5 protein-coding genes are annotated in these 12,686 nt (G+C 63.3%); 1 reads left to right on the top strand and 4 read right to left on the bottom strand.

The window, feature by feature from the left end; genetic code table 11:
• Nucleotides 1-30: 30 nt before the first annotated feature.
• From FKZ61_RS15305 to FKZ61_RS15320, 4 genes are all read right to left on the bottom strand, one after another.
• The gene (locus tag FKZ61_RS15305) at nucleotides 31-3,282 is read right to left on the bottom strand and encodes a S8 family serine peptidase (protein ID WP_170199793.1); all 3,252 of its coding nucleotides are present in this window, start codon (nucleotides 3,280-3,282) and stop codon (nucleotides 31-33) included.
• A 102-nt stretch (nucleotides 3,283-3,384) separates the two neighbouring features.
• Nucleotides 3,385-6,186, bottom strand: a complete 2,802-nt coding sequence (locus tag FKZ61_RS15310; RefSeq protein WP_170199795.1) for a diguanylate cyclase — start codon at nucleotides 6,184-6,186, stop codon at nucleotides 3,385-3,387.
• 116 nt (nucleotides 6,187-6,302) lie between these two features.
• Nucleotides 6,303-8,225: an ATP-binding response regulator gene (locus FKZ61_RS15315; RefSeq protein WP_170199797.1), complete on the bottom strand. Its 1,923-nt coding sequence runs from the start codon at nucleotides 8,223-8,225 to the stop codon at nucleotides 6,303-6,305.
• A 496-nt stretch (nucleotides 8,226-8,721) separates the two neighbouring features.
• The gene (locus tag FKZ61_RS15320) at nucleotides 8,722-10,959 is read right to left on the bottom strand and encodes an HD domain-containing phosphohydrolase (protein ID WP_141611002.1); all 2,238 of its coding nucleotides are present in this window, start codon (nucleotides 10,957-10,959) and stop codon (nucleotides 8,722-8,724) included.
• Nucleotides 10,960-11,342: 383 nt separating this feature from the next.
• Between FKZ61_RS15320 and FKZ61_RS15325 the strand changes: the two genes are divergently transcribed.
• Nucleotides 11,343-12,686, top strand: coding sequence for a universal stress protein (locus tag FKZ61_RS15325; RefSeq protein WP_141611003.1), 1,344 nt, complete (start codon nucleotides 11,343-11,345; stop codon nucleotides 12,684-12,686).

The raw sequence follows: 12,686 nt of genomic DNA on the forward strand, positions 1-12,686 counted from the left end.
TCTGTGAAATCTGTGGTCTCTGCAGTGAACTCATTGTTGGATCACCGGCAAGAAAATCTGATGGTTCTGGCTGGGCCCAGCCGGACCCTCCGGATTTACTGGTTGACCATTGGTGGGCTCGGCCGGCTCCTCCGGCGCATCAGGGCTCTGCTCGGCCGGTGGCTGGCTGTCGGGCGCCGGCGCTTCTGGCGCTGTGGGTTCCTGGCCTGGATCGGCGGGAGCCTCTTCCTGAGGCGGCTCCGCCACAGGCTCTTCCTCGGTTGGTGCCGGCTCTTCTGCCACAGGCTCTTCCTCGGCTGGTGTCGGCTCTTCCGCCACAGGTTCCTCGACCGCGGGCTCCTCATCCGCCGGATCTTGTGGCGCCGGGGCGGCATCCGGTCCAGTGGGCGAGTCCTGAGGCTCTGGCCCCTGGATCGTCTGGTCCGTGGATTCCGGCCCGGGGAGGCTGACCTGCTCCCAGAAGAGGGGCGGGGCCAGGACTGGATTCGTCTCGTTGAGGGAAGGCCGGTTATTGACACTCAGCCCCTGCCCGTCGCTCGCCACGTCAGCAGGCTCGGGCGACGAATCCGTACCCGGTTCTTCCTGCATCTGGGGATCCTGCGGCGATGTGCTGTTCCAGTTGACGCTGTTCCAGTTGACACTGTTCCAGTTGACGCTATTCCAGTTCACGCTGTTCCAGTTGACACTATTCCAGTTCACACTGGTCCAATCCACAGGCTCGGAGCCGGTGGAGAGGAGCTGGCTGGGCTGGTAAGTGTTATTGGTTGTGGGCACAGCGGCACCGGAGCCATAGTTGCGCAGCAACTCGAGCGCCCGGGCCACGTTGATGATACCGGCGCCGGCGCCGGGTTCACCCGGAAGCGGGGTGGCCGAGGCGGTCAAGAGATACTTAACCTGGTCCGGGTTGAGGTCGGGCTGGGCCTGGAGCAGGAGTGCGGCGGCGCCGGCCACCACGGCGCTGGCCACGGATGTTCCCGAGGCCACAAAGCCTGTTCGGGTGCCATGGCCGCCGGGATCCAAATAGGTGGCCTGGTAATCCTGGAAATAGCGGTCAAAGTTGGAGCCTTCAGCCAGGCTGGAGACGATGTAGGCTCCCGGCGCGATCAAGTCTGGCCGGGTGACGCCATCCGGCGTGACGCCAAAGGCCGAGAAGGGGGCGATGGCATCATCGGTGGGGTCGATGGTGCCCTGGTCCTCGGCGGCTCCGACCGCGATAACGAAGGGATCGTTGGCCGGCGGGAAGACCTCCACCGGCTCACGGGAGCCGTTGTTGCCCCCGGCCACCACCACCACGATGCCGTTGAACCACAGGATCTCCACCGCCGCGTTCAGCGGACTGTTGTGGTAGGAATCGGCCCCCACGGTGCTGTTCAATGAGAGGTTGACCACCCGGATGTTGTAGGCATCCTTGTGATCCAGGATCCACTGGAGGCCGGCGATCACATCAGACTCCCGGGAGGCCCCCCACTGGTCGCTGACCCGGACGTTCAGGAGCTCCGCCTGGGGAGCCACGCCCCGGTAGTACCCACCGCTGGCGGCCCCGTTGCTGCCGATGATGCCGGCCACGTAGGTGCCATGGCCGTACTCGTCCGCTACGGCGCCCACCGGGGAATAGCTGGCAATGACCCGGCTACCTGCGCCATCGGGTCGGGCCAGGTCTGGCGCCATCTGCCAGATTCCACTGTCCACCACAGCCACCCGTACACCCTGGCCCTGGTAGCCGTGCTCCCATGCCTCCAGCGCGCCGATGGTTTTGAGGTAGGTGTGGGGCAGGAGCGGAGCCAGGGTCGCGTCCAGGCGGGCCGGGTATTGGCGCGTCCCGAAGGCCAGCCAGACGTCGCCTTCGGAAGCCCCGTCCAGGGTGACGGCCAGCTCCAGCTGGTCGCCGGCCGGTATGACGAACGGCCCATTGTTGAAGGCAAACTTGAACTTCTTCCATCCGTTGTCCAGATTGGTCGCGGCGGATGTGGCGGCCAGGGTCTGGACGGTACGGCCGGTGCTGTCAATCTGGTTCAGCGTTGCCTGGAGCTGGACCCGCTGCCCCGGGCTATCCTCTGGCCGGGTGACCCACAGTTCCAGGGAAGCCCCCGCGGCCACTTGCACCGTGGTGCTCAGGGTGGGGAGACGCCAGCGCTGGATCTGGTCCGGCGAGAGGGGGCCGCCTGGGGCGTCCAGACGTCGAATGCGGAGGCCCGGCCCAGAATCCCGGTCCGCATCGTAGTTATACAGCGGGCTGTCGGATGGCTCTTCGGGCGCCAGCGGTAGAATCGGGTGGGAGGAGGTATCCCCCTGGTTGGCCACCGGATCATTGTACAGATAAAAGCTCGACGCCTGAAGGTAATTGTTCGCCAGCCGGGCCGACACGTAGGAGGCCAGTTGCCGGGTGCCGAAAGCGAACACCAGGTCATTGGCAGAGCGCCCATCGACGGTCAAGGCCAGTTCCAGGCGATGGTGAGCAGGCAAGATATAGCTGACAGGCGGGAAGCTCAGGGTGACCCGCTGCCAGCGGTGTGTCCAGTTGCTCTTGGCCCGTTCTCCCCGGGCGATGGTGGCGACCCGGTTGCCCGCCTCGTCCACGTGGAAGAGGGCTGCCTGAATTCGGACCTCCGCATTGGGGTCGAGTGTCTGGTCTGGGGGGATGGCCGCGTAAACGCGGAGGGTCACATTGCCCTGCAGGATCTGGGCCGATGCCAGGGGCGGAGTGCGCCAGTATTGGATCTGGTCGCTACCGGCGGACGCATCCAGGTCACCACCCCGGCGGATCAGGAGGCCAGGTGCATTGTCTCGATCAGTGTCGTAGTTGAACAGGGTGGTGCCAGACGGCACCTCCTGGCGCAGAGGCAGGATAGGCTGGGCCGGGGTGTTTCCGTTGCTGCTGGCGTAGAGGTAAAACCGGTTCTCCACAACCCCCCTGGACTCCACCGAGGCGTCCAGGCTGATCCAGCGCACATCGGGCAGCTCGGCCAGGAGCGGCACTGCTTCCCCGGCCAGCTCTGCGGCGAAGGCGTTGATGATGGGCAGCTCCTTGGTGATCACGCCACCCTGTTGGCGAATCCAACTTTCAATCTCCTGGTTGACCCCGGCCTTTTGGACGATAATGGGAAGAGTGCTGCCAGGTTGGCGGTTGACCAGTTCGAGAAGGGCCGGCTGAATCTTGTTGGCGGCTACCGGTGAGGGAGCTACCAAGACCGAGGAGAGGATCAGGGCCAACATGATGGCCCATCGGATGGCGTTCCCCCACGACTTCCCTCCACTGAGCACGGCGATCTGGCTGTGAATCATCGGCTGAACCCCCTTCAATAGGTTCAATGCAGCGGTGAGCCCGTGCTGACCGGACTTGGATGGTGCATGGATCATCGTCACATGAATTCGTCTGTCTTGCATTTATCGTTCTCGGTGACTCAAAGATGGCGTCATCATATCCATCAGATAGGGTTCATCCCATGGCTGCCGAATGGGTTCCCCGGTCCGGGCGTAGGCCGTGTTGGCCGAGTTGACCACCAGATCGGGGCCGTGGGTTTCCACCAGCTTGCGGAACGCCTGGACTACCTGTGGATCGAACTGGGTGCCCTGATGCCGCTCCACCTCAGCCAGGATCTCCTCTACGCTCATGCCGCGGCGGTAAGGCCGATCCGAGGCCATGGCCTCCACCGCATCGGCCAGCCCCAGAATGCGGGCCTCCAGCGGGATTTCCTCGCCAGCCAGGCGGTCGGGATAGCCGGTGCCGTCATAGCGTTCATGGTGGTGGCGCACAAAGGGAACCAGCTGGTGGAGGGCCTGAAATTCCTTCAACAGATCTGCGCCGATGGTCACGTGATCTTTGACAATGCGATACTCTTCTGGCGTCAGGCGATCCGGCTTGAAGAGGATGGCCTCGGGAATGGCCAGCTTGCCGATGTCGTGGACGAGCCCTGCCTTGCGCACCAGTTCCACCCGCTCCGGCGGTAGGCCCAGGGTTTCAGCGATCAGCGCGGCATAGCGGGCCACATGCATGGAGTGCTCCAGAACGTATGGATCCCGCAGGTCGATGGAGCGGGCCAGGGCCAGCAGCAGGTCTTCGTTCAAAGTGAGGACCTGTTCTGTCTGCTTGCGAAGCTGGCTGTTGATCTCCCGGAGCCGGGCGATCATGGCCTTGGTGGTTTCAATGTACTGCCGCTGGCTGATCTGCAGCATGAGCAGGGGCACCAGGATGATCAACGTGCCCGAGGGGCCTGCGGTGGCGTAGCTGAAGATGAGGGCATAGGCCACCAACCCCAGGACCAGATAGTTGGGCCCCAGCCAGCGGAAACGTTCCATCCAGATGCGTTTGACCGGATGGCCGGTGTTGAGGCTCACCGCGACGGCCACGAGCCCGGTGGTCGATATGTAGACCAGGCAGGAGGCCAATAGGGTCATTCCCAGCTGGATGGGCAGCGGCCAGGTGGCCAGGGGGCGACCCAGCAGAGAGACCAGCCAGATGGTAAGCAGGCTGGCAATGGTATGGTTGCTGAAGTTGAAGATCAGTCGGCTCCACCTGGCGCCGTGCTTGATGTAGGCCACCGCCGTGATGACCAGGCTGAGCAGGATGGCGCCATAGGGCCCGAAGGCCAGGCTTCCGGCAATCAGGGGGGCAACCGACGTGGATACGGAGGTGTCTTTGGCGTAGATGTCGGTGGCCATCCCCTCCAACAGCACCGCCAGCAGCCCGAAGACCAATAACCCTACCCAGTCGGGCGCGCCGGCTTCCCGCAGGAAGAAAATGATCAACAGGCCGGCCACCGCAGCCGTGCCGGCGACAAAAACGTTGAGCAGCCGGGCAGATGGCGTAAAACTGGGGGCCTTTTCGCCATCCGCCTCTTCACTGTCCATCTCTGCAGAAGGCGAACCTTCCGGCCGACCGGTCCGATGCCAGCCCTGGCCGGCCCTTTCCTGTTGTTCCTGGCGGGTAAAGAGGGGCGAGTGCAGGAAGGAGGAATGCGGCCACGGTTCCGGCTCCGATGCCGTTTCTGTGGACTCCGTGCCTTCGGATACGCCGCCCATGACACCCAACAAAGTGTGGGTGGGGAGCGGCTCTTCCCCAAAAACAATGGTTCGATTACGCCCAAAGTGCTTGGCCTGGTAGACCGCCAGATCAGCCTGGTGGATCAACTCCTCGGCCGAAAGCTCGTCGGTCGGGTTGCGGGTCGCGATGCCAAAGCTCATGGTGGCCTTGATGGGGGCCGGATGGGTGGAGATGGTGAATTCCGCCGCCTCGATGGCCTTGCGCATGGCCTCCACCTGGATGAACGCCTGATCCGCGGTGGTGCCGGGCATCAAAATGGCGAACTCTTCGCCACCGAAGCGGGCCACCACGTCCACATCCCGGGCCGAAGCCTGGAGGATCTGGGCCACCTTCTTCAACACCTCGTCACCGGCTAGATGGCCGTAGGAGTTGTTGATTTCCCGCAACAGGTCCAGATCCGCCATGACAATGCTCAGGGGCCGGCTGAGGGAACGGGCACGCTCCAGTTCCCGGGCCAGGTAGGAATCCAGATAGCGGGCGTTGAACAGGCCGGTCTTGGGATCCAGTTCCGTCTGGCGCTGGAGGGCCGGGAGCCGGATGACCCGGTAGAGCAGATAGGCCACGAAAAGGACCAGCACCACGGCATAGGGGTTGACCATCCAGATGAAGGCAGAGCTGGCGCCCAGGGAGAGCATGCCGAAGTCAATGGCCAGGGTAGTCATGGTAAAGATGCCCGATTCAGACAGGCTCTGCCCCCGGGCCAGCTGTACGGCCAGCCCGACCATGAGGTGATTGACGACGGTGAAGGCCGCCAGGGCGCTGAGCAACGCCAGGGCGTCCACCAGCTGGGTGGGGCCGGGGAGGGTTTTAACCTGTTCGAAAATTGCTCCTGCAAAGGCCACTGTAATGGCGAAGGAGGCGATGTTGAAGCTCTGGATGTACCAGAGGTAGCGATGCCAGAGCCACTCCACCAGGTGCGCCACGGTGATCACCACGATGGTGGCGGGCACCCCCCAGAGGACGAAACTGGCGCCGTAGACGATCCAGCTCAGGTTGTAGCTGGTGCGGGCCGTGGCACCTTCGATCTTGAAAATTTGCAGCAGGGCCGCCAGTCCGCAGGTGACCGCAATCAGCCAGCCCGATGTGGGATCCATCTGACGCGCATACCAGGCGGTCAGGGTGCCGCCCAGGACGATGGTGCCCAAAATGTATATCTTTGCCAACAACGATATTTTGTGCATGGTGTGTGCTTCGTCCTCCAAAGCGGGCTCCTGTCCCCTGTTTCCCATCTCCCCTCCTTCTATCCCTCCAGGAGGAGAGGTTATTTCTGGCGGGCGTTCTGACGCCGTTCCAACTGCACCCCGATCATGGCCAGCAGAGTATCCACGTCGATGGGCTTGCTGATGTAGTCGTCTGCCCCCGCTTGGAGACAACGTTCCGCGTCCCCAGCCATGGCCAGGGCCGTCAAGGCGATAATGGGCATATCATCCAGTGATTTGTCTGCCCGGATTCGCCGAATGGCCTCCAGGCCATCCATCACCGGCATCTGAATGTCCATTAGAATCAGATCGGGTCCTTCGCTCCGGGCCCGGTCGATGGCCTCCTGGCCATTTTTGGCCAGGAGCACCTGGAACCCTTCCAGGTGCAGGTAGTCGGAGAGAGCCTCTGCGTTGAGATCGTTGTCTTCGGCCAGCAGGATACGGCTCGGCCGGTTTTGGGGTAGCTCGGAGGAGGTGCCGTTCCCCTGGGCCTCCTCCGTCTGCTCCACTCCTGCCGAGGCGGCCTGGATCCCCTCGCGCAGCTGGATGGTGCCTGCAACCGTCCCTTCGGCGGGCTCTGGCTCCCAGGGCAGGGAGACGGTAAAGCGGCTCCCCTGGCCCACCTGGCTTTCCACGGAGATCTCCCCCCCATGCATCTGGGTCATGCGATAGACCAGGGACAAGCCCAGGCCGGTACCGCTATACTGTCGGGTGTATCCGCTGTCGAGCTGGGTAAATGGCTTGAACAACTTGGGTAAATCTTCCTCGGCGATGCCGATGCCCGTGTCCCACACGGTGAAGTGGACCCGCTGGTTGGCTGGGTCCCCCTTGACCTCCAGACCGACGGACCCACCCGGATCTGTGAACTTGACTGCGTTGCTGAGCAGGTTCACCAGGATCTGGGTCAGCCGCTTGTCGTCCGCCCGTACGGTGGAGACGGCCGGATCCAACTGGAGGGAGACGGCGATTTGCTTTTTCTCTGCCATCTCCTTGATGAGGCGCAGGCTGGCCTGGGCGATGGGCTCCACCGCCACGGGCCAGATGTCCAGCTCCAGGCGGCCGGCTTCGATCTTGGCCACGTCCAGGATGTCGTTGATCAGGGAGAGAAGGTGGCGGCCGCTCTCTTCGATGTTGAGCACAGAGCGAAGCTGTTTGTCGCTGATGGGCCCGTACACCCCTTTTTTGAGGGCCTGGGCCAGAAAGAGGATGGCGTTCAGGGGGGTGCGGAGCTCATGGCTCATGCTGGCCAGAAAGTCATCCTTGGCCCTGGAGGCCCGGGCCAGTTCCGCATTGGCGGCGCTCAGTTCGGCCGTTCGTTCGGCCACCCGCTGGGCCAGGGAGGCCCGTTCTGCGGCCAGTGCAGCTTCTGCTTCCCGGCGCAACTGTTCATTACGGTGGGCCACCACCAGCTGTCCGCAGGTGGAGAGGACCGGCTGCAGAAACTTGACCCACGGTTCGCCGTAGCCGCCGGGACGATTGGCGATGCCCACCACGCCCACGGCCCGTTCTCCCTGGTAAAAGATGAGGCCCAGGTAGCTGTCCGGCAGCCAACCCTGGATCTTCTCATCCCCGATCTGGCCAGGGCGCTGGCTCCAGCTCAGCGGTTCCCGGTTGCGCAGGGTGAGCCGATAGAGCTTCTCCATGACCCGGGCCAGGTCATTGTGCCGCCCCCCGCGGGCCAGGTGAACCCGGATGGGTCTGGGGGGGCCTGTCTGGCCTTCCACAGCCGGCACTTCCCAGATGAAGCCCTCTTCGCTGGCGCTGAGATCCAGCAGGCCATCCAGCAGATTGGCGAAGATGCGGTCGGCATCCATGCCCGAGACGAATTGGAGCTGGGCGTTGCTGAGGAGGGTGAGGAGCGCGTTATTCATGCGCAACTCCGCCTCTGCACGCCGTCGTTCCGCCATCTCGTTGTAGAGAAGGGAGTAGTAGTGGGTTTTGGTCGCAGCGACCAGGGCGGCAGCCGACTCAGATGATGCTGACACAGAGGGGCCCCTCGTGGATTGGGATTCAGGTACAGACGATTCGAGGTTCATTTGTATAAAAAAGCCGGCCAAGCATGCCGGAGTGATAAATTCTCAGTCCGTGCAGAATAAGAATATACGAAAACCAATTCCTAGCATAACCCGACACCCCTAACGGCGTATCGTCCAGATGTGTCGTTATCATTTACGACAAAAGTATGAGATGGACTAATGAATTTGATGGGTTGACGACGAGGCCGGGCTCCGTTCAGAGGGATCCCTGCTGGAGCCACGGAAGTGCCACAAGGATAGATCAAACCAGGCAGAAATGCAACTCACCTGGCTGGAGGGCTGGAGGGGGTATGGCTCAAGAGCGTCGGCGCAGGATGTAGGGACAGGGGCCCGGGGCGGGAGCTCTCCTGGGCGCCGCCCTGCCCGTGATTCCTCCGTGATTCCGACGATTGTGATGTGAACTATACCTGGCTGTAGGCTGGAGGCCAGAGGAACTGCAGGAAGTTTATTGGAGCGCCGTGGCCTCTTGACCCACGGCGTTGACGATCAGTGCCGTACCGTACTGGCGAATCACCCGGCCAAAGCTTTCCACGACCCGGGGATCGAACTGGGTCCCTGCCTGCTTCTCGACCTCAGCCAGGATCTCCTCCGCAGCCAGCCCCCGCCGGTAGGCCCGGTCCGAGGCCATGGCCTCCACCGCATCGGCCAGACCGATGATGCGGGATTCCACCGGGATCTCCTCCCCAGCCAGGCCGTCCGGGTAGCCCAGGCCATCATAGCGTTCATGGTGATGCCGGATCAGGGGGGCCAGACCTCGCAAGTGCTGGAACTTGGATAACATCTCCGCGCCGATGATGGGATGGTGCTTGATGACCTCGTACTCTTCCGGCGTCAATCGCTCGGGCTTCATCAGGATGGCCTCGGGAATGGCGATCTTGCCGATGTCGTGAAAGAGGGCGGCCCGCCGGGTCCGCTCCACCTGCTCCGGGGGCAGACCCATAGCCTGGGCTGTCAATGCTGCATAGGCGGCCACTTGCCGGGCATGGGCCAGCATATTGGGGTGCAGCAGATATTCGGCCAGGGTCTCGTCATCCAGCTCTTCCAGGCGAGTGCCAAAGAGGAGCGCGCGCCGGGGCGGCGAGGACGCCTCCTGACGCGCCGGCTGACCCAGGCCCGGAGCCTGACTCATCTGGCTGGCCTCAGGCTGGGGATGCCAGGGCAGGCTCAGGATCAGGCATTCCCGTCCATCCTCTCGGCGCACCTGGATCTGCCCGCCGTGGAGTTCTGCCAGGCGTCGGGCAATGGCCAGCCCCAGCCCCCGGCTGATTTTTTCAGCCTCCGGGTCTTCGGCCCGGCCGATTCCCCCCGTTTCTTCCTCCTGGCGGGACGAGGAGACGGCATGGACGGCGATGCCCTCGTCGGCGTCCAGACCGTTCTCGCCTTTGGCCGTATGCCAGATGGTAAAGAGGATCTGCTCGTTTGCCTCGTGGACCGTCACCTCCAGGCCCAGCTGGCCATCGGCAGGCGTGGCGCGGGCGGCGGCGGTGAGGAGGTGTACCAGGATCTGGGTCAGCCGCTTTTCGTCGCCGACCAGGGTTCCGACCCGGGGATCCATCTGCAGCGCCAGGTGGAGGTTTCGCGCCTGGACGGCTGGACGGATGGCGTGGGTGCTGGCCGCGCAGAGGTGGGCCACATCCACGGAGTGCCGCTCCAGGGACAGGCGATGGGCGCCCAGCCGGGCCACGTCCAGAATGTCGTCGATGAGTTGGAGGAGGTGTTCGCTGCTCTGGCGGATGTTGCTCAGGGCACGCTTCTGGGCGTCGGTCAGCGGGCCATAGGCCCCCCGCTGGATCATCTGGCAGGTGAGGAGGATGGCGTTGAGGGGGGTACGCAGGTCGTGGCTGATGCCGGCCAGGAAGTCGTCTTTGGCGCGCAGGGTGTGGAGGAGGGTGGTGTGGGCGCGGCTCAGCTCGGCGGTCTGTTCGGCCACCTGCCTGGCCAGCAGGGCTCGTTCGGCCAGGAGGGCGCGCTCACTTTCCCGACGCCGTTGTTCCTTCTCTTCGGCCAGCAAGATCTGCGCCAGGGTAGCCAGGGCCGGTTGCAAGAGGGAACTCCATAAGGGATCGTAGCCCTGGGAGCGGCCGGCCAGCCCCAGGATGGCTATCACCTGATCCCCGCGAACAATTGGGAGCAGCAACAGGCACAGGGGCGCGGGCAAATGGGGCTGTGCCTCGCCCTCCTGCTGGGATGCCGTCGACGGGTGCTCCTCGATGGGGAGGGTAAGGATCTGGGGCCACGACCGTTGCGAAAACGTCGCTGCCAGTTCCCCCAGATCCAGCTGGTGTAGCCCGGCGGGGGCAGGCTGCGGCCGCACCGCCCGGACGCGCGGGCGTGTCGTCACGGATGCAGGGACAGGCTGCAACACGGCTAAAAATCCCCAACGGCTCTGGGTGACCTCGACCAGTCGGTGGATCAGGTCGTCCAGGACAACGCCCGCGGGTTGCCCTTCCAGATAGTCCCGTTGGCTGGCGTTGAGGGCCTGGAGCAGCGCATTCTGTTGTTGCAATGCCTGTTGGCGCTGGCTCCACCCGGGATCGCTCTGGTGGAACAGGGCGAAGTAGCTGCACCGCTGCGCAAGCAGGCGAATAGCCCGGGCGAGCGGTCCTTCCGGCGTTATGAGGTCTGTGGGAATCACAAACGGTATGGGCAGACTGGTGAGTGTGTCCACCTCGTAGGCATCCATTGACGCATCCTCTACTGTTTCCAACAGTATACCATCATTATTCTGATGGACAATCCGTCAAAAACCTGTCAGATGGTATCCCGGGCAATGCACAGAACGTCATGGACCTCCAGAAGAAATCCGGAAAGCGAGGTGAGCACGGCAAGAAGAAGCGGGGAAGAGGCAACAGGGCGAAAAGCAGGCGATTGCAATCCCCTGTACTTCACGGTAAGATTTACGGTAGGATTAAGGCATGCCTTTTGCAGGCTCCTTCCTGTGCGAGTGCAGTCTGGTGCTCCTACTGTCTGGTGTCAATACCACGGCAGAAATTCGGCGGCCCTGCCTCTGGTGGAAACCATCGACGAATCTCTGCCGGGATTTCACTACTACCCAGGAGGTGAACGATGGCCGTACGGAAAGTACTCGTGCCGCTGGAGATTTCCGAAATCAGCGACGAAATTCTACCGGTGGTGACCAACCTCTTTGAGCCGGGCAGCATCCAGTTGACGCTGCTGGCTGTAGCCCAGCCGGCTGAATCCGCCATCACGACCGACCCCTATGCCACGGCGGCGCTCCCTCCCTCCGTTTACACCACCATGGTCAACACCGCCGAATGGGAAAGGTACCGGGCCGGCCTGCGGGAACAGCTTCAGCAGAAAGCAGAGCGCCTCCGGGAAGCAGGGTACCAGGTTTCCATCGAGCTGCTGACCGGTGATACGGTGCGGGAAATTGTCAACTATGCCGAACAGGGGGATTTCGACCTTCTGGCCATGGCCACCTACGGACGCAAGGGGCTGAGTCGGCTGGTGTTCGGGAGTGTGGCCGAGGCGGTGCTCCGTTCGGTGACTGTGCCCATGCTCCTGGTACGCCATCAGCCCAAGGTGAGCGAGACGCCCGTGGCCGAAAAGCTACAGCCCGCCCAACCGAAAGCATCGACCTTTACCATCGTGGCCGTGACCGATGGCACGGAACACACCCAGCGGGCTGTGGTGCTGGCTGGCCACCTGGCAGAGGCCATGCAGGCCCAACTGAAGGTGCTGGTCTCCGTCCGGGGGCGCGCCGGCTCCGCCCACGCGCAGAAGGTCATGGGGGAAGTCCATCAACTGCTCCAGGGGCTGAAGATCCGCCCAGAGCTGGTCCCGCTGGTCGGGCCCACAGACGAAGTGGTGGGGCGCTACCTGGATGAACATGCGGCGGACATGCTGGTGCTGGCTGCTTTCAAGGATCGGGGGGCGGGAGGAACGGCAGATATCGGCGTCACGGCCCAGCGCCTGGTCCAATATGCCAGCATGCCGGTCATCGTGGTCAAGGGGCCCCAGCCCCAGATCCGGCGGGTCCTGGCCTGCATCAACCTGGATGATGCGCCGGTGTTGGACAGCGCCATCCAGGTCAGCAAGGCCCTCAAGGCCGACCTGCAGCTGCTCCACGTCCTGCCGCCGACCGATCGCCGGCAGGCGGAGCCGGCCCCGCGTTCCCTGGACATTGCCCTGGCCCAGGATGAACCCCGCAGCCTCTTCCTCCAGGATGCCATCTCCCTGCTGGAACGGGAAGGATACTCTCGGGATGCCCTCCAGGTGTGGCAGGGAGATCCGCTGAAAACCATCCTCCATGTGGCGCAGAAGGGACAGGTGGATCTGGTGGTGGTGGGCAACCAATCCTTTGGCGGCTTCTTCCCCGCCAGCGTGGCCAACTCGGTGGTGCGTTTTGCCCCCAAGTCGGTGATGGTGGTGCGGATTCGTCCCAGCTAG

This window comes from Litorilinea aerophila (assembly GCF_006569185.2).
GTDB lineage: Bacteria > Chloroflexota > Anaerolineae > Caldilineales > Caldilineaceae > Litorilinea > Litorilinea aerophila.

Bases quoted from the DNA above. Each gene is read 5' to 3' on its own strand.
- FKZ61_RS15305 (WP_170199793.1), bottom strand. From the start codon at position 3,282: ATGATTCACAGCCAGATCGCCGTGCTCAGTGGAGGGAAGTCGTGGGGG.
- FKZ61_RS15320 (WP_141611002.1), bottom strand. From the start codon at position 10,959: ATGGATGCCTACGAGGTGGACACACTCACCAGTCTGCCCATACCGTTT.
- FKZ61_RS15325 (WP_141611003.1), top strand. From the start codon at position 11,343: ATGGCCGTACGGAAAGTACTCGTGCCGCTGGAGATTTCCGAAATCAGC.